We start from the raw sequence: 26,224 nt of genomic DNA, 5'->3' as shown, positions 1-26,224 counted from the left end.
TTTTGCGGGAGCTTCTCGCGGAGACGGCCCCGCGGAGGGCTCTCGCGATGCGATTTTCCGTCCGGGGCCCGCTTTCCCGGGCGCTCCCCGTGCCGGTGGTGGCCCCGTCACACCTTCTCCCGGCGCCCCTGCTCCCCAGGCCGGTCCCGGCGCGCTCTTTCGCCCAGGTGCCCCCGTTCCCCCGAGCGCTCCCCGCGCCACCCCCTCACCCGGCGCTTTCGGGGGTGGCGCCTCGAGTTCCGCCCCAGGGGAAGGTGCCGCAGGCTCTCCCCGTACGGCGAATGAGGGCTTCTCCCCCCGGGCCGAGGGGGGCGGGCCCGCGCCCGGAGTCCCCGGCGCCGAGGACGGGCGGCCTCGCGCCGAGCCCGCCGCTCCGCCCCTTCGGGTGAGCAGACCCCAGGAGAAGCAGGAGGAGCCCGAGAAGGACGCCGAGTCCGACGAGGTCGTGGTCCTCCTCGCGGATGACGGTGAGATCGGGGACGTGCGGCGGGAGGGGCGTCGCGAGGGGCCGGAGAACGAGGCGGAGAGCGACGCCGGGATGCCTGGCGCCGGCGGAGCCGAGGATGGCGGCGAGGCCGGAGAGCGGGCCCTGAGCGGCGACGAGGCTCAGCGCGACACCGAGCCCGCCGAGATCGATGAGCAGGCTCCGCGGGAGGGCGAGACCGGTGAGACCGGCGGTGCGAACCGAAGTGACGGCGAGCCCTCCGAGACCGGCGAGGAGACTCAGCGCGACGGCGAGACCGGCGCCGAGGTCCTGGACGGGGCCGGCGACGCGGACGAGAACGACCGGAACGAGAAGGCCGGAGGCAAGGAGGACGCGGGGTCGCCGGGCGACCGGATGCGGGAGACGCCGCTTCCCGACGCCGTCTCCGAGGCCCTGAGCAGCGCGCTCACCGCCGTACGCGCCGGTGTCACCGACCTCGGTTTCGGCCTGGACATCCCCGGGGCCGAGGAGGCCAGGCGGGTCCAGAGTGAGATCCTGGCCCAGCTCGACGACTACGTGATCCCCCGCGTCCACACGAGCACCGCGCCCGCCCTCGTCGTGGTCGCGGGCTCCACCGGCGCGGGCAAGTCCACACTCCTCAACACGCTGGCCAACGCCAAGGTCAGCGCGACCGGCGTGCGCCGTCCGACGACCGGAACGCCTGTGCTGGCCTGCCACCCCGACGATCACGAGTGGTTCGCCAAGGGCGACCTGCTCGGTAGCCTTCGGCGGCTCAGTGAGCCCGACCCCGAGGCGGCCTCCGGCGGCCTTGTGCTCGTCTCCACCGAGCGCCTACCTCCCGGTGTGGCACTGCTCGACACCCCCGACATCGACTCGGTGGTCGAGGAGCACCACGAGATCGCGCACCGCATGCTCGACGCGGCCGATCTGTGGATCTTCGTCACCACCGCCGCCCGCTACGCCGACGCCCCGGCCTGGCGGCTGCTCCGCCTGGCCAAGGAGCGTGGAGCCAAGCTGGCCATCGTGCTCTCCAGGGTGCCGCCCAAGTCCAGAGAAGTGATCACCAAGCACTTCGTCAGGATGCTGACCGAGTACGGTCTCGGCGAGGTCGACCGGTTCGTCGTCAACGAGGGCAAGGTCACCGACGGCATGCTCCCCGACCACGAGGTGAGCGAGCTGCGCCTCTGGCTGACCGAGCTGTCGGTTGACGAGCGGCGTCGCGAGCAGGCCGTGCGGGCCACCCTGGACGGGGTGCTGAACAGCTTCCGCACTCGTGTCCCCGCCCTGGCCAAGCAGCTGGAGATCCAGGTCGCCTTCCGCAGAGACCTCCGCGCCGACGTGGAGAGCGCCTATGCCCAGGCACTGGTCGAGATCGACGAGAGCACCGGCGACGGCTCGCTGCTCCGGGGTGAGGTGCTCGCCCGCTGGCAGGACTTCGCCGGTTCCGGCGATCTCATGCGCACCCTCCAGCTGCGCAAGCCCGGCCGCCTCGCGGGCAAGGCGAGCCATCAGGCGCCCGAGCGGCTCAGCGCGCTGAGATCCGCGCTGCGGACGGGGTTGGAGTCGGTGGTCGTCTCGGCGGCGCAACGGGCCGCGGAGGAGGCCGCCTCGCGCTGGTTGAACCGTCCGGGCGCACAGGAGGTCCTGGCGGCGGCCGCCGAGCTCGGGCACGCGTCCGACGATCTCCCGCGCAGGGCCGGCCGGACCATCGCGGCCTGGCAGGAGCACATCACCGAGCTGATCCGCACCGAGGGGGTGACCAAGCGATCGGTGGCCAGGGTGATCTCCTTCGACGTCGAGTCCCTGTCGCTGATCCTGACCATCGGGCTGCTCGGTTACGGCGCCTCGGAGGCGCGGAACGGCACCGGTGCGTTGCCGCAACGGCTGGTACACGCGCTGCTCGGCGCGGAGTCGCTGCGCAACATCGGGGTGAAGGCCCGAAGTGATCTTCGCGCCCGGATCGGCATGCTCTTCGACGATGAGACGGCGCGGTACATCCAGGCTCTCGACGGCGCCGGCATACCGGATGAATCCGCCGCCACCCGCCTTTACCAGGCAACGTACAACCTTGAGGTCGCCCGATGAGTGTTGGCACCACCCAGTCACGCCAAGGGCTCGGCAGCCGGCTCGCCGCGCTGGCTCGGATCGTGGAGCTGGGGCCGGGCAAGGTCGAGCCCAAGCTCCTCACCGATTCGGGGCAGCTGTTGCTGCGTGCCGGTGACAGGCTCAAGCTCTCCTCCGACCACACGGTGGTCGCGCTCGCGGGGGGCACGGGCAGCGGCAAGTCGACGCTGTTCAACTCGATCTCCGGCCTGGAGTTGTCGCCGACGGGAGTGCGCCGCCCGACCACGGCCCGCACTCACGCCTGCGTCTGGGGCCTGGACGGCGCAGGCCCGCTGCTCGACTGGCTGCAGATCCAGTGGCGCCACCGCTTCGCGCGGGCCAGCGCCCTGGACCGCGGGGAGAGCCGGCTGCACGGGCTGATCCTGCTCGACCTGCCCGACCACGACTCCATCCGGGCGCTGACCGACACCGAGGCCGACCGGCTGATCCAGGTCGCGGACCTCGTCGTGTGGGTGCTCGACCCGCAGAAGTACGCCGACGCCTCCACGCACCGGCGCTACGTGACCGACCTGGCCGGGCATGAGGCGGTGACGGTCTTCGTGCTCAACCAGTCCGACCGGCTCGACGAGGAGGAGTTGGCCGAGTGCGTCGCGGACCTGGAGGACCTGCTCCACCGCGAGGGGGTCGAGCACCCCGTGGTCGTCACCACCTCGGCGATCACGGGTACGGGCGTGGACGACCTCAAGGCGGTCCTCGCCGAGACCGTGTCCAGGCGCAGGGCCGCCACCCAGCGCCTGGAGGCCGACCTCGACCGGCTGACGCTCCGCCTGGCGAAGGTCATGCCCGCCGACGGCACCCCGGCGCCGCCCTCCTCCATTGACGACGCCCGCCGGATCGGTCTCACCGACGCCCTCTGCGACGCGGCCGGAGTCCCCGCCGTCGGCGAGGCGATGGAGAACGTCTACGCCGCGAGGTCCGGTGAGTGGGTCGGCTGGCCCTACACCCGCTGGGCGGCCAAGCTCCGCCCTGATCCGCTGAACAGCCTGCGCCTGGGCGATCTGCGAGACGAGATCCGCAGCCTGACCGGTGGCTCGGTCAGCGCGCAGCCCGCCGAGGTGGACACCGCCGTCCAGGCCCTGGCCGACGGCCTGACCTCCGGCATGCACGAGGCGTGGCAGAGCGGGATCAGGGATGCCGCGCGCTCCCGCTCGGCGCAGCTGCCCCAGGTGCTGTCGGAGGAGCTCTCAGAGGTCGCACCGCGCCTGGACAGGGTCCCCGGCTGGTGGCGGCTGCTTCTCGCCTGGCAGTACCTGCTGGTCCTGCTCTTCGTCGCGGGCCTCGCCTGGGTCGGTACGGCTCTGGTCTACGGCGTGTTCGGCACGGGGGAGCCGCCGGCGGGGCTGGAGGTGTTCGGCGACGCCGCCTCGCTGCCGTGGGTGGGGTTGATGATGCTCTCGGTACTCGGGCTCGGGCTGCTCACCGCGGTGGCCAGCCGCAACTTCATCGTGCTCGGCGCGGGCAACGAGCGTGACGCGCTGGAGCGCGAGATGCGCCGCAGGGTCGCCGGGCTCGCGGAGAGCATGGTGATCGAGCCGGTGGAGCGCGAGCTGACCCGCTACAACGAGTTCTACTCGGCCATGCGGAGCCTGCGAGGCTGATTCCCGGGGGTTGTCCACAGCGTGGCCGAGGATCCGGCGGTTGTCCCCAGAGCGCGATTCGGCGACTCGCGAGGGGTACGGCTCGGACCATCGTGTCTCTCACACCGCCGGCACTCAGCCGGCTCTCATGGGAGGCACGATGAACGACATCTACGTCACGCTGACCGGTAACGTCGCGGCCACGCCGCGCCAGCACACCTTCCCCGACGGTTCCCGGGTCACCTCGCTCAAGATCGCCTCGACGAGTCGTTACTTCGATCGGGAGAACCAGCAGTGGCGCAACGGTGAGACGACCTACTTCGGCGTCCGCTGCTTCCGCGGGCTCGCCGACAACGTCGCCCAGTCGGTCCAGCTGGGCCAGCCCGTCGTCGTTCAGGGACGGTTGCGGATCCGCGAGTTCACCCACGAGGGTGAGCGCCGATTCATGCCCGAGGTGGAGGCCAACTCGCTCGGACACGACCTGCGCTGGGGGCTCGGGAGCTTCAGCAAGCCACAGCGCGGCGGCCCGGTCGCGGCCCTGGGCAGCACGGAGCGGATCGAGCTCGATCGCGAGACGTCGGACTGGGCCATGAGCGGCGGTGCCCCCGTCGAGGCGGGGGCTTCCGGAGCCCTGCCCTCGCTGCGGGCCGGGCTCGACGACGAGCGGGTCGCGCCGGGCGGCGGACCGGCCGAGGGGGGTGCGATTCACGGAGAGGCCGCAGAGGCCGCCTCGCGTGCGGTGGATCACGGCTCCACCGGGGAGGAGCCGGCGGGGGGAGAGGCCGTGACCAGGAGAAGGAAGGCGGCGAGGGGCACGACAAGGCGGGTGGAGGCGGTGGGTGCCGACGACGACCCGGCCACGGGGATCACCGGGGAGGAAACGGCCGGGGCCGTGCCGGGCGCGGTGAAGATCCACCCAGACGTGAGCGATGAGGCACCCTGGCCGACGCGGGTGCGCGTGGCGGCCTGAGCCGCCTCCCGTTGGGAGGCCCGGGCCGCGGGCCTCCCAACCCGATCGGCTGTTCGGAACCGGAGAGGCGGGTGGAGGAATCGTTCGAGGTGGGCAGGGAGTCGAATTCGGGCAGGGGGATGGGTGCGGGTCCGCGCAGGGGAAGAACGCGGACAGCGGGATGGGGCGGATTCGAACACAAGACTTAGAACGGAAGATTCAGCGGAGAAGATTTCGGACGGGAGATGAGGACGGGCAGGCGTCCGGTGAAGTGCGGACTTCGCAGGATGGGATGTCTGACGGAAGTGCAAGGCCTCGCACGGTAATAGGGCCTGGTCTGAGCGGAGTGAGGGGGCACCGGCCGGACGCGGTCGGTGTCTCACCACGGAAGCGCGGGGACGCCGAGATGACCAGCCGATGGTCTTGCCCGTGTCAGATGCCCAGGACACCTGTTTAGGTCCAGGTCACGCCCCGCAGCATGGCTTTGCTCCTTTCCCACACGGCCCGCTCGCGAGGGAGCGGTTTCCAAAACGTAGGTCAACCGGTGGGCTGGCCCACTCCGTCAAAGGTAGCGGTTCCCATCGCGCGTCGCACACTCCGCAACTATTGTGTTACACATCGTTAGTCGGAGAGGGGGACGACATGGCGGCTCCCAGCCACACCTCGGTCAAACCGCGCGACGGCATGACACCCTTGGTCGATCGCTGGCCCCTGCTTGGACAGCGTCGCCCGCTGGTCGGCTATCTCTGCGGGATAGTGGCGCTGGATCTCGCCGCGATCGTGTTCTTCCTGGCATCCGGGGTCTTCCGCTGGTCCGATGTGCTGACCTTCAGCGCGCTGATGGCGTGTGGAGCCGTGTGTATCGAGGCGACCCGGAGGCTCGGCATGCCGGCCGGTGTCCACCGGGACCTGCTCTCCGCCTGGTGGCTGCCCGCCGCGCTGCTGCTCCCGCCGCTCTACGCGCTTCTGGCGCCCATTCCGCTCCAGTTCCTGCTGCAGAGGCGGGTGCGCGCGACGGTCGTCTACCGGCGGGTCTTCAGCTCGGCGGCGATCGGCCTGGCCGGATGTGCGGCCTCCCTGCTCTTCCACGCCGCGGTCGGTGACCTGAACGCGCTGACCAGGGGCGACGGCGGGCCGATCCTGGTGGCCGTCGGCTGCGCGGTCCTGTTCACGGTGATCAACACCGCGCTGATCGCCATCGCGGCGCACACCGCCGACCCCGACAGTCGCTGGCGGGAGGTCCTGTGGAACCGGGAGAACCTGCTCCTCGACGTCGTCGAGCTCTGCCTCGGCGTCATCATCTCCATCACCTGCGGGCTCAATCCGGCTCTGCTGGTCCTGGCGCTGCCCCCGGTGGTGCTGCTCCAGCGCAGCCTGCTGCACGCCCAGCTTCAGGCCGCGGCCCGCACCGACCTCAAGACCGGCCTGCTGAACGCCGCGGCCTGGCAGCGAGAGGCCGACACCGAGATCGTCAGAGCGCGTCGCACGGGGGAGACGCTCGCGCTGCTGATCGTCGACATCGACCATTTCAAGAGGGTCAACGACACCTACGGTCACCTGATCGGCGACCAGGTCCTCGTCGGGGTGGCCGACACCATCCGCAGCCAGCTGCGCGACTACGACGTGGTGGGCCGGTTCGGCGGTGAGGAGTTCGTCGTCCTGCTGCCCAGGGCCGACGTGACAGAGGCCCGCAGGGTTGCCGAGCGGCTGCGCTCCCGGGTGGGACGGATGGCGGTCCCGGCCGACGACAACATGATCACCGTGACCATCTCGGTCGGTGTCGCGATCATGAGCGTGCACGGGGACGACCTGATCGAACTGCTCGCCGCGGCCGACCTCGCCCTCTACCGTGCCAAGGAGCTCGGCCGTGACCGGATCTGCCTGTCGGCCACCATCGTGCCTCCGGCCCGCAGGCCCGGACCCGAGGCCGCCCCTAACTGAACTTTCCAGGCCCTAAACTAAAGGCATGCCGGAGTACATCTACACACTGCAGCGCGTGCGCAAGGCGCACGGCGACAAGGTCGTCCTCGACGACGTGACGCTGTCGTTCCTGCCGGGCGCCAAGATCGGTGTCCTGGGTCCCAACGGCACCGGAAAGTCGACGCTGCTGAAGATGATGGCGGGCCTGGAGCAGCCGTCCAACGGCGACGCCCGGCTCATGCCCGGCTTCACCGTCGGCATGCTCCAGCAGGAGCCCCCCCTCAACGAATCCAAGACCGTCCTCGGCAACGTCGAAGAGGGCGTCGCCGAGACCAAGGCGATGCTCGACCGCTTCAACGAGATCGCCGAGCTGATGGCCACCGACTACAGCGACGAGCTGCTCGACGAGATGGGCAAGCTCCAGGACGCCCTCGACCACCGCAACGGCTGGGATCTCGACAGCCAGCTGGAGCAGGCGATGGACGCCCTCCGCTGCCCTCCGCCGGACGCCGAGGTGACTCAGCTCTCCGGTGGAGAGCGCCGCCGGGTCGCCCTCTGCAAGCTGCTCCTGGAGCAGCCCGACCTGCTCCTGCTCGACGAGCCCACCAACCATCTCGACGCCGAGAGCGTCCAGTGGCTCGAGTCCCACCTGGAGAAGTACCCGGGCACCGTCCTGGCCGTCACCCACGACCGCTACTTCCTGGACAACGTGGCCAACTGGATCCTGGAGCTCGACCGCGGCCGTTGCCACGCGTACGAGGGCAACTACTCCACCTACCTGGAGGCCAAGACCGCGCGGCTCAGGCTCGAAGGTCAGAAGGACGCCAAGCGCAAGAAGCGCCTGGAGGAGGAGCTGGAGTGGGTCCGCTCCAACGCCAGGGCCCGCCAGACCAAGAGCCGGGCGCGCCTGCAGCGCTACGAGGAGATGGCCACCGAGGCCGACAAGTACCGCAAGCTCGACTTCGAGGAGATCCAGATCCCGCCGGGCCCGCGTCTGGGCACCACGGTCATCCGGGCCGAGAAGCTCACCAAGGGCTTCGAGGAGCGCGTCCTGATGGAGAGCCTCTCCTTCGACCTGCCGCGCAACGGCCTCGTCGGCATCATCGGTCCGAACGGTGTCGGCAAGACCACCCTGTTCCGGATGATCACCGGCGGCGAGACACCGGACAGCGGTGAGATCATCGTCGGTGACACCGTCAAGATCTCTTATGCCGACCAGAGCCGGGGCGGGATCGACCCGACGAAGAACGTCTGGGAGGTCGTCTCCGACGGGCTCGACTACATCAAGGTCGGCCAGGTCGAGATGCCGTCGCGCGCCTACATCGCCGCGTTCGGGTTCAAGGGCCCGGACCAGCAGAAGAAGGCGGGCATCCTGTCCGGCGGAGAGCGCAACCGGCTCAACCTGGCGCTTACCCTCAAGCAGGGCGGCAACGTGCTCCTGCTCGACGAGCCCACCAACGACCTCGACACCGAGACACTCTCCAGCCTGGAGAACGCGCTGCTGGAGTTCCCCGGCTGCGCGGTCATCACCTCGCACGACCGGTGGTTCCTGGACCGCATCGCGACCCACATCCTGGCCTGGGAAGAGGGTTCGAACTGGTTCTGGTTCGAGGGCAACTACGCCGACTACGAGAAGAACAAGATCGAGCGTCTGGGTGCCGAGGCGGCCCGGCCGCACCGTGTCACCTATCGCAAGCTCACCCGCGACTGACCCCGGTTTCCGGGACGGGCAGGGCATCTGGCACGGGCCGTGTCAGGTGCTCTCCCGGTCGCGACCGCACGAGCCTCCGGTGCCCCGCCGTACGACGGGCAGCGGGGGCTCGCTACGGTTCTGGGTGTGTTTGGACAGAGCGTCGCGGACGAGGTCGGCCATGGCCACCGGCATGTGTTCCCCAGGACTGTCAGGTTCGCCGACATCGACTCGCTGGGTCACGTCAACAACGTGCGGTTCCTCGACTATCTGGAGGACGCGCGGATGGGGATGTTCCACATCGACCCCCATCACGAGGGGAACGCCCCTTTCGCCGGGCTGGTGATCGCCCGGCATGAGATCGACTACCGGCGTCCCCTCACCTTCCGTCCCGACCCGGTCCGGGTGGAGTCGTGGGTGACGGAGATCCGTCCGGTACGGTTCACTCTCGCGTACGAGATCCGCGACGATGACGAAATCTTCGTCGAGGCCCGCTCGGTGATCGTGGCCTATGACGTGCAGGGTGCCTCCCCCCGACGGCTGAGCCAGGACGAGATCGCCTACCTGCGCAGGTTCGCGGCGGACTGAGGCCCCCGGGCGAGGCGGGCCTTCTCCGGCTCGACGACCGACCCGGACCGGCGGGCGGTGGACGCCCGTCCACCGCCCGCCGGGAGCCGTCAGACCTCGGGGGCGTACAGCCAGACCGCGCTGTCCGGCAGGAGCAGGTGGCCCTCCACCGGGGCGCTGCCGATCAGGACGCGGTCGTGCGGTGGCAGTCGCACCGGTTGGGAACCGCAGTTGACGGCGCAGATCAGGGAACCCCGGTTGAAGATGAGGGCGCCCTCGGCGCTCTCCTGCCAGGTGATCTCTTCGGGCAGCGTGCCGCGGAGGTCGCGGCGGACCCGCAGGACCTCCTGGTAGAAGCTCAGCGTTGAGCCGGGGTCGCTCGACTGGCGCTCGGCGGAGAGCACGGCCCACTCGACGGGCTGGGGCAGCCAGGGCCGTGTTCCATCGGGCGAGAAGCCGTACGGTTCGGCCATGCCGGACCAGGGGATGGGAACCCGGCAGCCGTCGCGGCCGGGCAGCTCTCCCTTGGAACGGGCGAAGATGGGGTCCTGACGGGCCTGCGGGGGAAGATTCTTCACCTCGGGGAGGCCCAGTTCCTCCCCCTGGTAGAGATATGCGGAGCCCGGTAGGGCGAGCATGGCGAGCAGCGCCGCGCGGGCGCGGGCCAGGCCCGTGGTGGAGTTGGTCAGGCCGTCGCCGTACCGGGTCACATGACGGACCACGTCGTGGTTGGAGAGCACCCAGGTGGGAGCGGTCACCGCGGCCAGTGTGTCATCGATGATCTTCTTGAACGCGGGTCCGGACCAGGGGGCCTCCAGCCAGGCGAAGTTGAAGCTCTGGTGGAGCTCGTCGGGGCGGAGGTAGAGCGCGAGATCCTCGACGGAGTCGGTCCAGACCTCGCCGACCGCCACCCGCTCGCCGTCGTAGGAGTCGAGCACCTTGCGCCAGGCGCGGTAGACCTCGTGCACCTCGGGCCGTCCCCAGATCGGCGACTCGGCCTTGAACGCCTGATCCTGCGGCGGGGTGTCCGGCAGATCCTCGGCCTTGTACAGGCCCATCGCCACGTCGATCCTGAACCCGTCCACCCCCCGGTCGAGCCAGAACCGCAGCACGTCGAGGAACTCGGCGTGCACCTCGGGGTTGCGCCAGTTGAAGTCAGGTTGTTCCGCGGCGAAAAGGTGCAGGTACCACTGTCCGTCGGGGGTCCTGGTCCAGGCCGGGCCGCTGAAGGTCGACTGCCAGTTGTTGGGAGGCAGATCACCGCCGTCACGGAAGATGTAGCGATCGCGTCCCTCACCGCGCAGCGCGGCCTGGAACCACTCGTGGGCCGAGGAACTGTGGTTCGGGACGATGTCCACGACCACCCGGAGACCGAGCCGATGCGCCTCGGCGACGAGCTCGTCGAAGTCGGTGAGCGTGCCGAAGAGGGGGTCGACGTCACGATAGTCGGCCACGTCGTAGCCGCCGTCGGCCATGGGGGAGCGGTAGAAGGGAGTCAGCCAGATCGCGTCCACACCGAGTTCTGCGAGGTACGGCAGACGCTGCCGGATGCCGGGCAGATCGCCGACGCCGTCTCCGGAGGCGTCGGCGAAGCTGCGAACGTAGATCTCGTAGACGACGGCATCACGCCACCAGGGGGATTCCATGTGCTTTGGACTGCCCCCGCTTGACGATGTTTATGCGTCAGGGGCGTTGATCATGCTGCTCGCCGCGTACACGAGATAGTCCCAGAGACGTTTCTCCAGGTCCTCGGGGAGCTTCAGGGAGAGCACCGCGTCATGCATGTGCCTGAGCCAGGCGTCGTGCTCGACCGAGCGGATGACGAACGGGTTGTGCCGCATCCGCAGGCGCGGGTGGCCCCGCTGAGCGCTGTAGGTGCTGGGGCCGCCCCAGTACTGGATGAGGAACAGGCGCAGCCGCTCTTCGGCCCCGTCGAGATCATCTTCGGGATAAAGCGGCCGTAGCACCGGATCGGCCGCCACCCCCTGGTAGAAGTGGTGCACGAGACGCCTGAAGGTCTCTTCGCCGCCGACGGCGTCGTAGAAGGACTGGGATTCCTCGGGGGTAGCGGACACGCCTCCAGCCTAATCGACGTCAGCCGGCGATCGGGATTTCGGCTCGGTCGAGGGCGGACTTGACCCGGATGCGGAGCTCGCGGGCGACCTCCGCCTGCCGGGAGGGGATGGTCTTGACGCTGATCCTGAAGATGACGGCGGTGTCGGAGATCTGCTCGATACCCCAGACCTGCGGCTCCTCGACGATGATGGAGTCGCGGAAGGCGAGGTCGTTCCATATCTCGTCCGCGACCTGCTTGAGCAGGTCGCGGACCGCGGGGATGTCGGAGGCGTAGGCCACGGGCACGTCGACGGTGGCGCGAGACCAACCCTGGGACTCGTTGCCGACGCGGGTGATGGTGCCGTTACGGATGTACCAGACCCGGCCGTCGCTGTCGCGCAGCCGGGTGATGCGCAGGGTGACGGCCTCCACGGTGCCGATCGCGGTGCCGGTGTCGATCACGTCGCCCACGCCGTACTGGTCCTCCAAAAGCATGAACATGCCCGCGATGAAGTCCTTGACGAGTTCCTGGGCGCCGAAGCCGACCGCCACGCCCAGAATGCCCACGCTGGTCAGCAGGGGGGCGATGGGGACGGAGAGCCGCTCCAGGACGGTCAGCGCGGCGGTGCCCAGGATGATGATCGAGGCGACCGGCTTGAGCACGGAACCGATGGTCTCGGCCCGCTGTCTGCGCCGCTCGGCCACGATCGCGTCGAGCCCCTCCGGGCTCACTACCTCCCTACCGCGTAGCCGTCCCGCCAGGGACGCGCGCTCGGAGGAGGCCTTCCGTACCACCCGGCTGATCAGCCGGTGCGCCACGTTGCGCAGAACCAGCGCGATGACCACGACCAGCGCGATGGCGATCATGCCGGCGACCGCGGGAGCCGCCCAGCTCACAGGGATGATCATCTGCACGAAGTCGCAGATCATCCCTCCGCCGTCCCCGCATCCCTTTGTCAGACCCGCGCTCATGTCGAGAAGCTCCTCGACCACGACCCCAGGGCCGGGGGTCGAGGTGACGCCGGGGGTCACGCTGGGAGTCAAGCTGGGGGTGGGGCTGGGGACGGGAGTGGGGGAAAGCAGGAACACGGAGTGGATCCCTCTCGGATCGGATCGACGAGTCAGATGGGCGAGTCATGCGACCTACCCATATTGCCGATCGAACCGGCCTCCGTCACATCACGCCGGGGAAGACGGGGACATCCGGATCTGGGGCCGCGGAGGCGGACCCGGATGCCCCGGTGACGGGCGGCCCGGACGGGACACGCACCCGGAAGCGCGTCCCGTGCCGTTCCCGAGGGGGATCCCTCCTACTCACCGCCTGGACGAGAGACCAGGCGGCAGCCTTTGCCTTACAGCAGTTCGTGGGCTTCGGCTCGGGAGAGCCTCCGCGGTTTCACCGTTGGGAGTCCGCGCCTGTCCGGCCGGCGGTCCCTCATGGAATGCGGCACGGCCGGGCGGTCCGCTGATCCGGTTCGTGCGGACCGGTCCGGCCGGTCCGACGATTCGGAGCCGACGGGGTGCCCAGCGTCCGAGGACGCTCCGCACCGGTCACCCCGTCGGCTCCGCCGGGCCGTGGTAGGTACGGCGCATCGGGCGGGTGAAGCCCTCCGCACCGCTCACCTCATTCCCCTACCGCGGCAAGTACGCGTGCGACCTTGGTCGCGGCACCGGCTGGGTCTTCCACCGTGTGCATCCGTTCACCCCAGGACCACCAGTAGTACCAATCCCGGTGGCTGGGGGTGGCGTGTGCTCGGCAGGTGACGTTCTCCGCGAGGCTGGTCGCCTTCGGGTTGATCACACGCACGAACGCACGACCGGAGTGGGTCCGCACCACACGGGCGTGCAGCCCGCGGCAGTCAAGCTCCGTCACCAGTCGTTCCAGGTGCCGGAAATCGTCTTCACCCACCTCGCCCCTCCTCGTGGTTTCGGTTTGCCGGCACCGAATCGTGTTCGCTCGATCACGCCTTCGGTGCTGCCCGCCAAAGATGACTCACGGCGGCCCTGTGGGTCAATTCAGGGAAAACCCAGTTCAGGGTGGGCGTTGTGCCAAGTAGGTTGAAAGAAACAGTCCGCCGGAGGACGATTCTTAGCCGATGGCTTTATTGGCGCGTTCCGGATGAGTCAAACGTGGTCCATCATTCTCGGTAGGCACAGTGCGACGAAGAGATCACAGTGTGTCAAGGGAGAGAGGACCGGTCGGGACTAAGTGTGCCAGCCAGCCCAGCTGGCCACGAGAGAGGGGCCGGTATGTCCGGCAGGCAGCACAGGGAGACAGAACTAGCACGGCAGGTCCGGGCCCGTGGCCTGGCCGCCGGGAAGTCCTCGGCGCAGATAGCCGAGGAAATCTACGAGAAATGCAATTCGCAATTCGGGACTACCCGGGTTAAAGGTCACCGCCTAGCACACGGTGTCGCCCTCGCGGACGTCATCGAACAGATACGGGCGCTGTTCGAACGTGACGGCAAGTCGGCCCCCGGCATCGGTGAGACGCTCCTGTCCGCGTACGAGAGCGGGCTGAAGCGGCCCGGTCCCGAGTATCTGCACTACCTGTGCTCCGCCTACCGAGTCGAGCCGGCCTCCCTCGGGTACGACGGCCCGTGCATCTGCGGCCACGGCCACAGGATGCCCGGTGTCGTCCGAGGCGATCTCCAGGACGGAAGACCCGACACATCCCCTGATCCGCGCGAGCTGCTGATCCAGCCGATCGGCTTGGACCTTTCCGCAGACGGGGGCGAGGAGGACGAGAACGTGTTACGGAGGACACTCTTACAGCTCCTGGCCGGCAGCGGCATCGTGCTGGACGGGCAGGTGCTTGGATCGGTGGAGAGCATCCGCAGAAGGATGGACGACACGCTGGTCTCGGCCACCGTCTCGCCCGCGATGCTCGACCAGTGGGAGGAATCCACCATCGGCTTCGGCCGCCAGTACATGAACACCCCCCCGCTCAGGCTGCTGTGCGACGTGATGCTGGAGTTCAGCGCGGTGCGCAAGGCCATGGAACGGCGCCAGCCGGTCGACCTGCAGGAACGGTTGTGCCGCATGGCGGCCCAGCTGGCCGGCCTGAGCGGCATGATCATGGTCAATCTCGGCGACCACAGGCTCGCCCGATCCTTCTTCAGGACCGGCAGGACCGCCGCGGACGAGACCGGCGACCGCGCGCTGCGGGCGTGGGTCACGGCCAGGGAGGCTCTGGTCCCGCTCTACTACGGTGACCCGCGTGAGGCGCTCAACCTCGCGAAGAAGAGCCGGGACCTGGCAGGGCAGACGCCCTGCGCGGCCCAGGCCATGGCCCCGGTGGTCGAGGCCCGTGCACTGGCGATGATGTCGGGCGCGGGCAAGAAGGACGTGGTCGACCAGGCGAAGCGGGCGCTGTCCCGGGCCAGGGCGGCCTTCTCCCAGATGACCGCCGCGGACCAGGACGACGCGACCTTCGGTTACACCGAGCGCCAGCTCTACTTTCACCAGGGAGACGCGCTGGTCAAGCTCGGGCAGGCGATGGAGGCCGACCTCATCCTGGAGCAGGCGCTCACCAAGTACGGCCCGACCGACTGGCTCGACCCGACCTTCATCAAGTTCGACCGTGCCCAGTGCAAGATCCTTGAGGGCGATGTGGACGAGGCGCTGGAGATCGCCCAGAGTACGATCTCGGGTCTCGACGAGGCGTGCAGGCCCGACATCCTCATGCAGCGCGCCCACGAGGTGGGCAGGCAGGCCGAGGTGAAGGCTCCCGGGCATCCCAAGCTCAAGGTCTACCTGGAATCGCTGCGCGGTCGCAGCGCGTGGACGGATGACGCGGTGGCCGACGGGGGTGGCAGTTGAGGCCGAGGCTTCGGCGTTATCGCTGGTCCGACATCGAATCCGTCTGGGCGCTCCACCAGATATGCCTCGCCCAGGTCGGTCTCGCGCCGGGAGACGGCGTCTACTACGAGGACGATTTCCCCAGGATCCACGAGATCTACCTCGCCGACCGGGGAGAGTTCCTCGTGGGTGAGACGCCGGACGGGCGTGTTGTCACGATGGGTGGGCTCCGTCGCGTTGACGATCAGACCGCTGAGATGTGCCGTATGCGGGTTCATCCGGAGTTCCAGCGTCGCGGGTTCGGTGCCCAGATGGTCGTCGCGCTGGAGGCGCGGGCGATCGAACTCGGCTACGTAAGGCTCCGTGGGGATACCACCCTGAGCCAGCCCGCGGCGATGGAGCTCTATCGCAAGTTCGGGTGGCGCGAGATCCGCAGGGAAGAGCGAGGGGGATCTGTGGTGGTTTATGGAGAAAAAGAGCTAATAGTCGCTATGTCCACATTAATGCAGTGACTCGAATTTAGACCACTTTGCTATTTGGCATTGCCAATTTCGAAAATATCCGAATACTTGTTCTTTGTGGCTATCGCCGTCCTCGGGTGTGAGTGCGATGAAAAAGATCATTGTTCACAAATTTGGCGTGTCCAGGCTCGGTGGCATTGCCGGTGCCATCCACAAGGGGTGAGGGTCTCCCCGCTCGGAAGAATCGTTCCCTGACGACCGCGGCCCTCGATCTTCGAGATCGAGGGCCGTGCCGCACGGGATTTCACCCCAGCCGGGTGATGCGGGAGACGACCTCCGGCAGGTCCGGGGGCTCCAGGTGGTCGGGGAGGTCGGCCATCTCCTCCGTCGAGAACCAGCCGGAGCCCAGGTAGGTGGTGTTCTCTTCGGCGCTGAACGACCCCGGGCCCACCTCGGGGGTGCCCTCGAACCTGGCCAGGTAGAACCGTTCGGTCTTGGCGTAGTGGACGCCGAGCCAGTGGAAATCACGGCGTACCGGCACCCAGCGGTCCATGATCGCCTCGCCGGGCAGGCCCGTCTCCTCGGTCAGCTCTCGCCGTGCCGCGTCAAGGGGGGTCTCGCCCGGGTCAATGCCGCCGCCCGGCGGCTCCCACAGGTTCTGGCCGCTGACGGTGTCACGCCAGTGCATGAGAAGCACCCGGCCCAAGGAGTCCACACAGATCACCCGGGCGGCGGGCCGGTCGTTCGGCTGGGGGGCGTTCATCTAATAACTCCCGTGGATACCCCGGCCTTCAGGCCGGGGAGGAAACGGGAGCGGGAAGGCGCTCTAGCGCCTGAGCGTGCCTGGACCCGCACGACCCACCCCACCCAACACTTAACTGATCTTGCAGTAGGGTGTGAAACATGGCGCAGATCGTGAAGCGGGCATTCAAGTTCCGCTTCTACCCGACGGACGAGCAGGCAGCGGAGCTGTCTCGCACGTTCGGCTGCGCCCGCCTCGTCTACAACAAAGCCCTCGAACACCGCACCCGCGCCTACACCCAGGAAGGCCGCCGCGTCTCCTACGTGGAGTCCTCGGCCGCGCTCACCGCGTGGAAGAAGACCGAGGACCTCGCGTTCCTGTCCGAGGTGTCCTCGGTCCCGCTCCAGCAGGCGCTTCGCCACCTGCAGGCCGCGTTCTCCAACTTCTTCGCCAAACGCGCGAAGTACCCCACGTTCAAGTCCCGTAAGAAGTCCCGGGCGAGCGCCGAGTACACCCGTAGCGCCTTCCGATGGAAGGACGGCCGGATCACCCTCGCGAAGATGAACGGGCCACTGGACATCGTGTGGTCGCGTCCGCTGCCCGAGGGGGCCGAGCCGTCCACGGTGACCGTGTCGAGGGACGCGGCCGGGCGCTGGTTCGTGTCCCTGCTGGTCGAGGAGCGCATCACCCCGCTCCCCCGGCCGCGAGTACGGTTGGGGTGGACGCGGGCCTCACCGCCCTGGTCACCCTCTCCACCGGGGAGAAGATCGTCAACCCCGGGCACGAGCGGGCCGACCGCAGGCGCCTGGCCAAGGCTCAGCGCAGCCTCGCCCGCACGGAGAAGGGGTCGAACAACCGGCGGAAGGCGAAACTCAAGGTCGCCCGCGTCCATGCCCGGATCGGTGATCGGCGCCGTGATCACCTGCACAAGGTCACCACTCGTCTCGTCCGTGAGAACCAAACGGTCGTGATCGAGGACCTCACCGTGCGCAACATGGTGAGGAACCACAGCCTGGCCCGCGCGATCTCGGATGCGAGCTGGCGTCAGATGCGGTCCATGCTGGAGTACAAGGCCGCCTGGTACGGGCGGGAACTCCTCGTCGTGGACCGCTGGTTCCCCTCCTCCAGGCTGTGCTCGGCGTGCGGGGCGATCCAGCGGTCCATGCCGTTGGGCGTCCGGGACTGGGTGTGTGCCTGCGGCGCCGCCCATGACCGGGACGTCAACGCCGCGAAGAACATCCTCGCCGCCGGGCTGGCGGAGAGGTGAAACGCCTGTGGAGCCGGTGTAAGACCTCAAAGGGGATTTCTCCTGGCGGGCGACTGGCGGTGAAGCAGGAACCCTCACGGGCGACCGTGGGAATCCCCCTCGTTTACGAGGGGGAGGATGTCAAGGATCAGGGACGCTATCACCGACGGATCCGGGTCCGGGCGGCTCTCCGTACCTCCTGGCTCGCCGCGTGCCGACCGACTGGGTGTGGCGCCGGGATTCGCTGTACTCTGCCCAGGTCAGGTGGAAGTACCTTACGATCCGACCTCTCCAGCTCAAGGGTGAAGGCATGAGTTCCAGGGCCGAGTTTGTGTTGACGCTGTCCTGCCCGGACCGTCCTGGCGTGGTGGCGGCGGTCTCCGGTCTCCTGGCCGGACGGGGCTGCAACATCATCGAGAGCCAGCAGTTCGGTGATGCCGTGACCGAGCGGTTCTTCATGCGGGTGCAGTTCGCCTCTCCGCTGCCCGACGGGGAGCTGCGCGAGGCCTTCGCGGCGCTCGCTCCCGAGTTCGGCATGGATTTCAAGCTGCGGGAGGCGTCCGTCAAGCCGCGCGTGCTGGTGATGGTCAGCAAGTTCGGCCACTGCCTGAACGACCTGCTCTACCGGACGCGCTCGGGCCTGCTCGACATCGAGATCGTCGCGGTCGTCTCCAACCACCCGGATCTGCGGCCGCTGACCCAGTCGTACGGCATCGACTACCACCACCTGCCGGTCACTCCCGAGACCAAGGCCAGGCAGGAGGCGGAGGTGCTGACCCTTGTCGATCACTACCAGGCCGACCTGGTGGTGCTCGCCCGCTACATGCAGGTGCTCTCCGAGGACCTCTGCGTCAAGCTCGCGGGCAACGTGATCAATATCCACCACTCGTTCCTGCCGTCGTTCAAGGGCGCCAAGCCCTACCACCAGGCGCACTCCCGCGGCGTGAAGCTGATCGGCGCGACCGCGCACTACGTGACCGCCGACCTCGACGAGGGACCGATCATCGAGCAGGAGGTCGCCCGGGTCAACCACACCCACTCCGCGGACGACCTCGCCGCCATCGGCCGTGACGTCGAGTGCCAGGCCCTGGCCCGTGCCGTCCGCTGGCACACCGAGCAGCGCGTCCTGCTCGACGGCCACAAGACGATCGTCTTCCCCCGCTAGCGCGGTGATCGCGAGCCCTCGCCGGGTCCGGAACGGCCGACTCGGCCAGAGCGCGCGTATCACCCACCCGGCAGCCTCCGTGTTCGAGACGGTCAGGGCTTGGCCGTCGCCCACCTCGGCCGAGGGAGGCGAGAAGCCGCTCCCGGCGGGGAGCGGAGGCGTCAGGGGTTATTCTTTTTCGCAGTTTTCTGGGGTTTGACTCCGGTGGCGTCCTCGGGGTGGGAGGCCCCGTAGGGGCGCCCCTTCTCGTCGGTGCCGATCTTCTCGCGGCCCTTCTCGTCTTTGCGTGCGATCTTTTCGGCGCCGGGGCGCTCGCCGGTGCCGGCGCCGCGGGCGGACCGGGCCTCGGTACCGGAGACGCGCCCGGGTCCCCTGTCGCCCGGCGGGTGTCCGAAGGCCAGGTTGCCGGATCGCACCACCTCCTCGCTCGCGTGGCTCACGCCGGAGGAGCGGCCGCGCTCCCCCGGCGTGGTCTTGTCCTGCCTGCTCGGGTGTTCGGGTTTGTTTTTCTTGCTCATGTCGTGAAACCTCATGGATTCGCTGGTGCTCAGCAGATTCTCGGTAGCGGGTCGCCGACCAGCAGGTCGACGATCCGGGTGCCCCCGAAAGAGGTCCTCAGCAGGACCAGCCCCGGCGGGTCGTCGTTGATCCGTCCGATGATCGCCGCCTCGGAGCCGAGCGGGTGGGAGCGGAGGGCGGCCAGTGCCGCGTCGGCGAACTCCCCGGCCACCACCGCGACCATCCGGCCCTCGCAGGCGACGTAGAGCGGGTCGATCCCCAGCAACTCGCACGCCCCTCGTACCGCCGGGCGGACCGGCACGGCCGCCTCGTCGAGCACGACGGCGACCTGCGAGGCACCGGCTATCTCGTTGACGATCGTCGCCACCCCGCCGCGGGTCGCGTCGCGCAGGCACCGCACCGCGCCGTCCTCGCAGGCGTCCAGCAGCAGTTCGGTGAGGGCGTTGAGCGGTGCGGTGTCGGAGCGCAGGTCGGCTTCGATGTCGAGCTCTCCCCGGGCCAGCATGACGGTGATCCCGTGCTCGCCGATCGGCCCGGACACGATGACCGCGTCACCCGGCCGCGCGGCGGCGGCGCTCAGCCGGATGGGCCGCTCCAGTGTCCCGACGCCGGAGGTGGTCACGTAGCAGCCGTCGGCCTTGCCCCGCTGCACCACCTTGGTGTCGCCGGTGACGATCCACACACCCGCCGCCCGCGCCGCCTGGGCCATCGAGGCGGTGATCCGCCGCAGGTCGGCGACGGGGAAGCCCTCTTCCAGGATGAATCCGGCCGACAGGTAGCGGGGGCGGGCCCCGCACATGGCCAGGTCGTTGACCGTGCCGTTCACCGCGAGGTCGCCGATGTCGCCCCCGGGGAAGAACAGCGGCGTCACCACGAACGAGTCGGTGGTGAAGGCGAGCCCGTCGGCGACCGCGCCGTCCTCCAGGGGTTCCAGCATCGGGTTGCGGAACGATTCCAGGAACACCGCCTCGATCAGGGTGTGTGTGGCCTTGCCGCCCGCGCCGTGCGCCAGGGTGATGCGGTCCTCCCGGACGCGTGCCTTGCGGCGCCGCACCCGCTCGATCCGCTCCAGGACCTGCCGCTCCCGGTCGGATGTGTCCGGGCCGCCCGCCTCTCCCGTCCGGTCCAGGACCCGCTGCTCCCCGGTGTAGCCCTCCCCGTCGTTCACCTCCGGGTCGCCTCCCTGACGCGCTCGCGCGAGAACCGGCCGAAGTTGTAGTACGCGGCGCAGGCGCCCTCGGACGAGACCATGCACGTGCCGATCGGTGTCTCCGGGGTGCACGCGGTGCCGAACACCTTGCACTCCCAGGGCTTGAGCACCCCCTTGAGCACCTCGCCGCACTGGCACGCCTTCGGATCGGCCACCCGCCCGCCGGGGATCTGGAAGATCCGCTCGGCGTCGAAGGCGGCGTACCGTTCGGTGACCCTGAGGGCCGACTGGGAGATGAACCCCAGCCCGCGCCACTCGAAGTACGGTCGCAGCTCCATCACCTGGTTGATGACGTGCAGAGCCTTGGGGTTACCGTCCCACGGGACCACCCGGGAGTACTGGTTCTCCACCTCGGAGCGTTCCTCGGCCAGTTGCGCGAGGAGGCGGTAGACCGTGTGCAACAGGTCCAGCGGCTCGAAACCGGCCACCACCAAGGGCTTGCCGTAGCCACGCGAGATGAATCCGTACGGCCGGCAGCCGATCACGGTGGAGACGTGGCCGGGGCCGATGAACCCGTCCAGACGCAGGTCGGGGGAGTCCAGGATCGCCTTGATCGCGGGGATGATCGTCACGTGGTTGCAGAAGATCGAGAAGTTCTCGATCCCCTCGGCCTCGGCGCGCAGGACGGTCATCGCCGTCGAGGGCGCCGTGGTCTCGAACCCGATGGCCATGAAGACCACGCGTCTGCCGGGGTTCTGCCGGGCGATCTTCAGCGCGTCCAGCGGGGAGTAGACCAGCCGGATGTCGGCGCCCCGCGCCTTGGCGTCGAGGAAGGAGCCGTTCCCGCCGGGTACCCGCATCATGTCGCCGAACGACGTCATGATCACATCTGGCTGCTCGGCGATGTGGATGGCGTCGTCCATCCGTCCCATGGGGATGACGCAGACCGGGCAGCCGGGGCCGTGCACCAGCGTGACGGCCTCGGGCAGGTAGTCCTCCAGGCCGTGCTTGTAGATCGTGTGGGTGTGCCCGCCGCACACCTCCATGAACTTGTAGTCGCGGCCCGGCTCGCAGAGTGCGGCGATCCGCGCGGCGAGCATCCGGGCCTTCTCCGCGTCGCGGTACTCGTCGACGAAACGCATCAACCCTCACCCCTCTTCGATCATGGATTCTCGGAGGGCCGCGATCTCGTCCTCGTACGCCTGGCCGATGCTCTCCAGGAAGTCGAGCGCGGCCCTGGCCTCCACCTCGTCGATCTTCGACAGCGCGAACCCGACATGGATGAGGATCCAGTCGCCGGGTACCACGAACTCGCCCTCCAGCAGGCCGATGTTGATGGCGCGCTTGACGCCGCTGACGTCGACCATGGCCAGGTCAGGACGGTCGGACAGGATCTCCACGATCTCCCCGGGAATTCCCAGGCACATGAGCGGCCTCCGCCATCTGGATGGATTCGAGGACGAGGTCGTCGCCGCCCTCGGTGTCGATATCGGTGCCGCCGCACCCCGCGCAGGCGGCGAAGGGGTCGACGGAGGTGGACGTGCTCCCGCAGGAACGGCAGGTCATCCGCACCGGGACGATGACCAGGTCCACCTGGGCGCCCTCGGCCACGGACCCGTCGGCGATCGCGGAGAACGCCTGGTTGATCATCGGTTCGGTGACGCGGAGCAGGGCACCCACGTGCACTCGCGCCCGCCGTACCCTCCTGCCGTCCGCCCGTTTCTCCACAGCGGTGAGAATCGCCTCGGCGATCCCGAATTCGTGCACGGCTGTTCCCTCTCGTTCGAGCTCGATGTCCCAGTGGCTGGATGTGTCACATGCTGCGCATCCTCATATAGCGCTTGATGTCGGGAAATGTCAGGTAGAGCAGTACGGCCGCTCCCACCAGCACCGACCCGGCCAGAAGGCGTTTCAGCATGTTCGTTCCTCCTCGTGACCCGCGGTGGCGAGTGCCATCGCGATCTGTTGCCCGGCCAGCTCGACGACCAGGTCCGCCGCCCTGCCGACGGCGTCCGCGACCGGCGCGCTGAGCTCCATGCCCGGCGAGGTGTCGGCGGGCTGGCAGCCGACGAGCAGGACGCGGCCTGCTCCGCCACCGAGCGTGTTCACCAGCGACAGCACGGTCTCGGGTGTCATCGAGTGCGCGTCGGCGAAGGAGCCCGGCGTCTCGCCCGCCGTCGGTTCGAGGACGTACAGGGTGCCGGGCGGGCCGTCGCGGGACACCGCGTCGATGAGGATCGTGCTGTCGTACCCGCCGCCGGTCAGCTCGTAGGCCAGGTGGATTCCCCGGATGCCGAAATCCCGCAGCTCGACCTCGTCGGGCAGGTCGATGTCCGCCAGGTGCCTGGCCACCGCGACCCCGAAGCCGTCGTCGCCGAGGAAGACGTTCCCCACACCGGCCACCAGGATCCTCATGCGCCGGTCTTCCCGTCGGGCGACCTCTCCGAGGCCGACTCACCCGAGGCCGAGCCGCCGGTGAGCGGGTCGTCCGGGAGTGGCTCGACCTCGTCGGGGGCGAAGTAGAGGAAGCGGCCGTGCGATCGGTGCAGGTCGGCGCCCGGGTCCTCGTCGAGGGTGACGGCCAGGTGGTGGGCGCCGTCGAGATCGAGGAGCACCGCCTCGACGTGTGCGGTCCGGCCGGCCAGGAACATGTCGTGGGCGTCGGCGCGCCGCCTGCCGGGAACCAGCCGGACCCTGCTGCCCCTGGAGACGGCCACCCCGCAGACCGTCACGCTGTCGGTCTCCGGCGAGACCGTGGCATCGCCCGCGGGGTCCCACCAGGGCGTGGGAACCTCCGGCCGGTTCTGGAAGCCCCCCTCCTGCCACGGAGGCTCGCCGGGCCGTAGGTCCGTGGTCGCGTCCACCGAGCGGATCGCGCCGTGCAACCGCTCCACCAGTTCGGGCGGCATGCCGCTGACCATGTCGATGAGCTCGGCCACCCGGGGGTCGGTCGCCCGAGCCTCCCGCGTCTCCTCGTCGGTGAGGGTGAGCGTGCGGAGGTGGAGCATCTCGTCGATCTCCGTGGAGTCGAACAGGGTGCCGGGGCTCTCCGGAGCGATGTCCGGGTGGTCGTAGAGGATGATCGGCGAGGAGAGCATCACGTCCCGGTGGCCGGGCTCGCCCACGAGTACGGGCCAGGTGTGCTCGTTGCGGCAGGTCTCCACGGCCGGCCGTGCCCATTCCGGCGGGTCGAGCAGGGAGACGAAGGCCCCGGCGGTCACCGCGATGAGCAGGTGCGCCGAGATCAGCGAGTGCCGCAGCGCCTGCTCGCGCGGCGCGCCCAGCGGTTTCCAGTCGTCGGTGTTCGCCACCCGGGCGCGCAGCTTGACCAGGTCGTAGGGGCCGGGCACCAGTTCGGCGGAGACCCTGAGCTCGGCGTGGAGCGGCAGGTGTTCGGAGACGACGCGTCCCACGACCTCTCCGGACGATGCCACGATCGGCTCGATCACGCGATCCCCGGGAATCCGTACCTCGATCACCCGCTCGGGGGCGTCGAGCAGACCGGCGATGGGGAGCACCGTCTCCACCTCCCGCTCGGTCGCCTCGTCGAAGCTGAGGTAGGTCCGCTGGCCGTTCCGCAGCTGCTGGACCGGCCAGTAGCCGTCGTCCTCGGCGCGCTCGACGCCGCGTGTTCTGAGGTGGAGGAAGCGCAGGCTCAGGTGCGCCACGGCGTATGTGGCCCCTTCCAGGAGGCATTCGGTCACGCTGGCCGGATGCTCGGCGGTCGCGGTGAACCCCGGCGGGACGAGCACCCCGAACTGCCAGCGCACCTGGTTCTTGGCCGCCGAGGCGCGGTAGGGATAGAGCAGGTAGCCCTCGTACAGCACCGCGTCCGCCACCCGCCGGGCGATGTCCATCGGCACGCTCATCGTCGCGCCTCCTTGAGCAGTAGTTCCAGGGTCTCGTCCCAGGTGGCCAGGGCGCGGGCGGACTTGAAGCGGCTGAGTTCCCGAAGCGTGTCGCGCCGCAGCCGCAGCCACCCGGAATCCGGGAAGTAGCGGTCCATGAGCTCCCGCCACACCGCCACCGGCAGCCGGCAGCGGGCCTCGTGGTGCCAGGGCACCTGGCTCACCGAGAAGCCGCCCGGCGTCCTGGCGAACACGGTCCCGCTGAAGAGCATGAGCATCGGGATCTCGCCCTCGTCCAGCGCGGCGAAGTACCTGCCCGCGGCCACCTCCAGGTCGTAGCCGCAGGGCACCGGCAGGTCGATCTCGGTACTTCCGGTGAACGCCGGGACCATGACCGAGACGTTGGCGAACTGCAGGGGCTTCAGCGTGTCGCCCCACCGGGCCGGGTCACCGAACAGGTCGCCGAGCAGTTCCGCCTCGGCATCGCCGTAGCGCCTCAGCTGCGGCTCCACCCGGAGCTGGCAGCGGAGCGCGATGGTGTGCACCCCGTCGGGGGAGGGGTCAGTGACGCGCAGCCGGAAGACGAGCGTCGGGAAGGCTGCGTACGCCTCCGCCCGGACGCCCACGCAGTCGAACGCGAGCTCAGCCACGGCCGTCACAGCCCCTTACCGAAGTACCGGACGCCTCGGGCGTGGGCGGTACGGTGCGACTGCGGCCGCGCAGGCCGGCGAAGAAGCCCTCCACGGCCTCCCGCGCCTCCTGGCCGCCGTCGAAGCCCTTCCAGTGCGACCGCACCAGGCCGACCAGCTCGTAGCAGGTGTCGATCGGCACCAGGTGGCAGGCGAAGCCGCCGTCGGGGCGGCGGTCCACCAGGAGCGCCTCCACATCGGGCTGGACGTCGGCCATCGCCGGGTTGGCCATCAGGACCCGCTCCCACGTCTCCAGCGGCAGCAGCGACTCGGTGGCGCCCGCCGGGCTCGGGTAGAACGCGACCGTCCTGCCCAGTACGGAGTTGTGGAAGAAGAACGCCGTGCGGACCGGGATCTGCATCTCGTCCCAGTCGGCCGAGCTCAGCGGGAACCGCGGGTCGTGAAGGTAGCGCCGAGGGATGGCCCGGTAGCGTGCCCGGCCCCCCGTGCCGTGGGTGAACAGCAGGTGGCAGGCCCGGCAGGCGCACAGCAGTCCCCGGGTCTCGACGTTCACGACGTGGCCGTGGTCCTCGCCGGCAGGCTCCGCGCACAGCTCGCAGAGCGGCACCGGCGGACCGCCCCTGCTGGGCGGCTCGCGGAACCTGCGCAGTCCGGTGGCCGTCACGACACCGGCCCCGGCCCCGGCCCCGGCCCCGACACCGGCCCCGGCCCCGACACCGACGCCGACGCCGACGCCGGCGTCCGCTCCGGCACCGGGCACGGGCCGGGCGCGCGGCGCTGGATCTGCAACAGTTCCGAGCGGTCGTCGGTCACCCCCTCGACCTCCACCCCGGACACCTCGGGAGCGGCCTGGCCGATGGCCCGCTCGATGGCGTCGGTCACGGTGAGCCGCGAGGACGGGCAGCCGTGGCAGGTGCCCTCCAGGCGGAGCCGCACGATCCCGTCCTCACCAACGCCGAGCAGTTCCACGCCGCCGGAGTGCGACCCCAGGTAGGGCCGTACGCCGTCCAGCGCCTCGCGAACGCGCTCGGCCGTGCTCAGCGGGTGCAGGTCGTGCAGCACCAGCAGGCCGGACACGAGCGGGTCGCCGACCAGGCGGCGCAGCACCTCGGCCGCCTCGGTCTCGGTGACGATCTCGACGACGCGCTCCAGACCGGCGCCGTACAGCTCGACGAGGGCCCGTACCAGGTCCTCGGCCTTGGCGCGGGTCACGGCGTCGCTCAGCGTGCCGAGGTCGGCGATCAGCGCCTCGACGCGATCGCCGGTCACCCGGATGTCATGGGCTTGCGGCATCTGCCCAGGCCCCCTTCCCGGT

The 26,224-nt window shown here is 69.3% G+C and carries 25 protein-coding genes and 1 pseudogene; 10 read left to right on the top strand and 16 right to left on the bottom strand.

The genetic code is table 11. The features are described from left to right. Positions 1-385: 385 nt before the first annotated feature. From ACQP0P_RS35760 to ACQP0P_RS35735, 6 genes are all read left to right on the top strand, one after another. Positions 386-2,530, top strand: a complete 2,145-nt coding sequence (locus ACQP0P_RS35760; protein WP_433363776.1) for a dynamin family protein — start codon at positions 386-388, stop codon at positions 2,528-2,530. Further along, positions 2,527-4,167, top strand: coding sequence for a GTP-binding protein (locus ACQP0P_RS35755; RefSeq protein WP_433363773.1), 1,641 nt, complete (start codon positions 2,527-2,529; stop codon positions 4,165-4,167). Before ACQP0P_RS35760 ends, ACQP0P_RS35755 begins: the two co-directional genes overlap by 4 nt. Positions 4,168-4,306: 139 nt before the next feature. After that, a complete protein-coding gene (locus ACQP0P_RS35750; RefSeq protein WP_433363770.1) occupies positions 4,307-5,116 on the top strand; it encodes a single-stranded DNA-binding protein in 810 nt (269 codons plus the stop codon). A 621-nt stretch (positions 5,117-5,737) separates the two neighbouring features. Then, complete coding sequence (locus tag ACQP0P_RS35745; RefSeq protein ID WP_433363767.1) at positions 5,738-7,036, top strand: GGDEF domain-containing protein; 1,299 nt, start codon at positions 5,738-5,740, stop codon at positions 7,034-7,036. A gap of 25 nt (positions 7,037-7,061) precedes the next feature. After that, positions 7,062-8,726, top strand: coding sequence for an energy-dependent translational throttle protein EttA (gene ettA, locus ACQP0P_RS35740; protein WP_433363764.1), 1,665 nt, complete (start codon positions 7,062-7,064; stop codon positions 8,724-8,726). 126 nt (positions 8,727-8,852) lie between these two features. Further along, on the top strand, positions 8,853-9,293 hold the full coding sequence (locus ACQP0P_RS35735; RefSeq protein ID WP_433363761.1) for an acyl-CoA thioesterase: 441 nt from the start codon (positions 8,853-8,855) through the stop codon (positions 9,291-9,293). 89 nt (positions 9,294-9,382) lie between these two features. Here ACQP0P_RS35735 and ACQP0P_RS35730 read toward each other — a convergent pair whose 3' ends face one another. The 4 genes from ACQP0P_RS35730 to ACQP0P_RS35715 form a co-directional block, all read right to left on the bottom strand. After that, complete coding sequence (locus tag ACQP0P_RS35730) at positions 9,383-10,918, bottom strand: glycoside hydrolase family 13 protein (protein ID WP_433363759.1); 1,536 nt, start codon at positions 10,916-10,918, stop codon at positions 9,383-9,385. Between the two features lie 30 nt (positions 10,919-10,948). Further along, positions 10,949-11,347, bottom strand: a complete 399-nt coding sequence (locus tag ACQP0P_RS35725; protein WP_433363756.1) for a globin — start codon at positions 11,345-11,347, stop codon at positions 10,949-10,951. A 19-nt stretch (positions 11,348-11,366) separates the two neighbouring features. Next, positions 11,367-12,416, bottom strand: a complete 1,050-nt coding sequence (locus tag ACQP0P_RS35720) for a mechanosensitive ion channel family protein (protein ID WP_433363753.1) — start codon at positions 12,414-12,416, stop codon at positions 11,367-11,369. Between the two features lie 535 nt (positions 12,417-12,951). Continuing rightward, positions 12,952-13,236 carry a hypothetical protein gene (locus tag ACQP0P_RS35715; protein ID WP_350921562.1) on the bottom strand — a complete coding sequence of 95 codons (285 nt, stop codon included), beginning with the start codon at positions 13,234-13,236 and terminating at the stop codon, positions 12,952-12,954. Between the two features lie 341 nt (positions 13,237-13,577). Between ACQP0P_RS35715 and ACQP0P_RS35710 the strand changes: the two genes are divergently transcribed. Then, entirely contained in the window at positions 13,578-15,149 is a 1,572-nt protein-coding gene (locus ACQP0P_RS35710) for an XRE family transcriptional regulator (RefSeq protein ID WP_433363749.1), read from the top strand. Next, on the top strand, positions 15,146-15,640 hold the full coding sequence (locus ACQP0P_RS35705) for a GNAT family N-acetyltransferase (protein WP_386323684.1): 495 nt from the start codon (positions 15,146-15,148) through the stop codon (positions 15,638-15,640). Before ACQP0P_RS35710 ends, ACQP0P_RS35705 begins: the two co-directional genes overlap by 4 nt. 253 nt (positions 15,641-15,893) lie before the next feature. Here ACQP0P_RS35705 and ACQP0P_RS35700 read toward each other — a convergent pair whose 3' ends face one another. Beyond that, entirely contained in the window at positions 15,894-16,352 is a 459-nt protein-coding gene (locus ACQP0P_RS35700; RefSeq protein WP_433363745.1) for an NUDIX hydrolase, read from the bottom strand. A gap of 140 nt (positions 16,353-16,492) precedes the next feature. Between ACQP0P_RS35700 and ACQP0P_RS35695 the strand changes: the two are divergent. Continuing rightward, positions 16,493-17,684: pseudogene (locus ACQP0P_RS35695) on the top strand (RNA-guided endonuclease InsQ/TnpB family protein); the annotation flags it as partial. A gap of 203 nt (positions 17,685-17,887) precedes the next feature. Beyond that, positions 17,888-18,742: a formyltetrahydrofolate deformylase gene (purU, locus tag ACQP0P_RS35690; RefSeq protein WP_433363742.1), complete on the top strand. Its 855-nt coding sequence runs from the start codon at positions 17,888-17,890 to the stop codon at positions 18,740-18,742. Positions 18,743-18,903: 161 nt separating this feature from the next. Here purU and ACQP0P_RS35685 read toward each other — a convergent pair whose 3' ends face one another. From ACQP0P_RS35685 to ACQP0P_RS35635, 11 genes are read right to left on the bottom strand one after another with little or no spacing between them, the layout of a single operon-like run. Continuing rightward, complete coding sequence (locus ACQP0P_RS35685) at positions 18,904-19,260, bottom strand: hypothetical protein (protein ID WP_433363739.1); 357 nt, start codon at positions 19,258-19,260, stop codon at positions 18,904-18,906. 29 nt (positions 19,261-19,289) lie between these two features. Continuing rightward, positions 19,290-20,429: a hydrogenase expression/formation protein HypE gene (gene hypE, locus ACQP0P_RS35680; RefSeq protein ID WP_433363736.1), complete on the bottom strand. Its 1,140-nt coding sequence runs from the start codon at positions 20,427-20,429 to the stop codon at positions 19,290-19,292. After that, entirely contained in the window at positions 20,426-21,553 is a 1,128-nt protein-coding gene (gene hypD / locus ACQP0P_RS35675) for a hydrogenase formation protein HypD (protein WP_433363733.1), read from the bottom strand. The genes hypE and hypD overlap by 4 nt, the downstream gene beginning before the upstream one ends. 6 nt (positions 21,554-21,559) lie before the next feature. Then, the gene (locus ACQP0P_RS35670) at positions 21,560-21,811 is read right to left on the bottom strand and encodes a HypC/HybG/HupF family hydrogenase formation chaperone (RefSeq protein ID WP_350921581.1); all 252 of its coding nucleotides are present in this window, start codon (positions 21,809-21,811) and stop codon (positions 21,560-21,562) included. Next, positions 21,786-22,178, bottom strand: a complete 393-nt coding sequence (locus tag ACQP0P_RS35665) for a hydrogenase maturation nickel metallochaperone HypA (protein ID WP_433363729.1) — start codon at positions 22,176-22,178, stop codon at positions 21,786-21,788. Before ACQP0P_RS35665 ends, ACQP0P_RS35670 begins: the two co-directional genes overlap by 26 nt. Before the next feature lie 46 nt (positions 22,179-22,224). Further along, positions 22,225-22,329 carry a DUF6893 family small protein gene (locus ACQP0P_RS35660; RefSeq protein ID WP_433363726.1) on the bottom strand — a complete coding sequence of 35 codons (105 nt, stop codon included), beginning with the start codon at positions 22,327-22,329 and terminating at the stop codon, positions 22,225-22,227. Beyond that, positions 22,323-22,826, bottom strand: a complete 504-nt coding sequence (locus tag ACQP0P_RS35655; protein WP_433363723.1) for a hydrogenase maturation protease — start codon at positions 22,824-22,826, stop codon at positions 22,323-22,325. Before ACQP0P_RS35655 ends, ACQP0P_RS35660 begins: the two co-directional genes overlap by 7 nt. Then, positions 22,823-24,280, bottom strand: a complete 1,458-nt coding sequence (locus tag ACQP0P_RS35650) for a hypothetical protein (protein ID WP_433363720.1) — start codon at positions 24,278-24,280, stop codon at positions 22,823-22,825. The genes ACQP0P_RS35655 and ACQP0P_RS35650 overlap by 4 nt, the downstream gene beginning before the upstream one ends. After that, positions 24,277-24,909: a DUF6084 family protein gene (locus tag ACQP0P_RS35645; protein ID WP_433363717.1), complete on the bottom strand. Its 633-nt coding sequence runs from the start codon at positions 24,907-24,909 to the stop codon at positions 24,277-24,279. The genes ACQP0P_RS35650 and ACQP0P_RS35645 overlap by 4 nt, the downstream gene beginning before the upstream one ends. Continuing rightward, the gene (locus tag ACQP0P_RS35640) at positions 24,902-25,573 is read right to left on the bottom strand and encodes a DUF5947 family protein (protein WP_433363714.1); all 672 of its coding nucleotides are present in this window, start codon (positions 25,571-25,573) and stop codon (positions 24,902-24,904) included. Before ACQP0P_RS35640 ends, ACQP0P_RS35645 begins: the two co-directional genes overlap by 8 nt. Further along, a complete protein-coding gene (locus ACQP0P_RS35635; RefSeq protein WP_433363711.1) occupies positions 25,570-26,202 on the bottom strand; it encodes a NifU family protein in 633 nt (210 codons plus the stop codon). The genes ACQP0P_RS35640 and ACQP0P_RS35635 overlap by 4 nt, the downstream gene beginning before the upstream one ends. Positions 26,203-26,224: the final 22 nt, after the last annotated feature.

It is taken from the genome of Streptosporangium sp. CA-115845, assembly GCF_050943795.1.
Lineage (GTDB): Bacteria > Actinomycetota > Actinomycetes > Streptosporangiales > Streptosporangiaceae > Streptosporangium.
The sequence above is the reverse complement of the archived record's forward strand: the minus strand, read 5'-3'. Positions and strand labels throughout refer to the sequence as shown.

Bases quoted from the DNA above. Each gene is read 5' to 3' on its own strand.
- ACQP0P_RS35700 (WP_433363745.1), bottom strand. From the start codon at position 16,352: ATGAACGCCCCCCAGCCGAACGACCGGCCCGCCGCCCGGGTGATCTGT.
- ettA (WP_433363764.1), top strand. From the start codon at position 7,062: ATGCCGGAGTACATCTACACACTGCAGCGCGTGCGCAAGGCGCACGGC.
- ACQP0P_RS35710 (WP_433363749.1), top strand. From the start codon at position 13,578: ATGTCCGGCAGGCAGCACAGGGAGACAGAACTAGCACGGCAGGTCCGG.
- purU (WP_433363742.1), top strand. From the start codon at position 17,888: ATGAGTTCCAGGGCCGAGTTTGTGTTGACGCTGTCCTGCCCGGACCGT.
- hypD (WP_433363733.1), bottom strand. From the start codon at position 21,553: ATGCGTTTCGTCGACGAGTACCGCGACGCGGAGAAGGCCCGGATGCTC.
- ACQP0P_RS35750 (WP_433363770.1), top strand. From the start codon at position 4,307: ATGAACGACATCTACGTCACGCTGACCGGTAACGTCGCGGCCACGCCG.
- ACQP0P_RS35650 (WP_433363720.1), bottom strand. From the start codon at position 24,280: ATGAGCGTGCCGATGGACATCGCCCGGCGGGTGGCGGACGCGGTGCTG.
- ACQP0P_RS35755 (WP_433363773.1), top strand. From the start codon at position 2,527: ATGAGTGTTGGCACCACCCAGTCACGCCAAGGGCTCGGCAGCCGGCTC.
- ACQP0P_RS35655 (WP_433363723.1), bottom strand. From the start codon at position 22,826: ATGAGGATCCTGGTGGCCGGTGTGGGGAACGTCTTCCTCGGCGACGAC.
- ACQP0P_RS35730 (WP_433363759.1), bottom strand. From the start codon at position 10,918: ATGGAATCCCCCTGGTGGCGTGATGCCGTCGTCTACGAGATCTACGTT.
- ACQP0P_RS35745 (WP_433363767.1), top strand. From the start codon at position 5,738: ATGGCGGCTCCCAGCCACACCTCGGTCAAACCGCGCGACGGCATGACA.
- ACQP0P_RS35660 (WP_433363726.1), bottom strand. From the start codon at position 22,329: ATGCTGAAACGCCTTCTGGCCGGGTCGGTGCTGGTGGGAGCGGCCGTA.
- ACQP0P_RS35635 (WP_433363711.1), bottom strand. From the start codon at position 26,202: ATGCCGCAAGCCCATGACATCCGGGTGACCGGCGATCGCGTCGAGGCG.
- ACQP0P_RS35685 (WP_433363739.1), bottom strand. From the start codon at position 19,260: ATGAGCAAGAAAAACAAACCCGAACACCCGAGCAGGCAGGACAAGACC.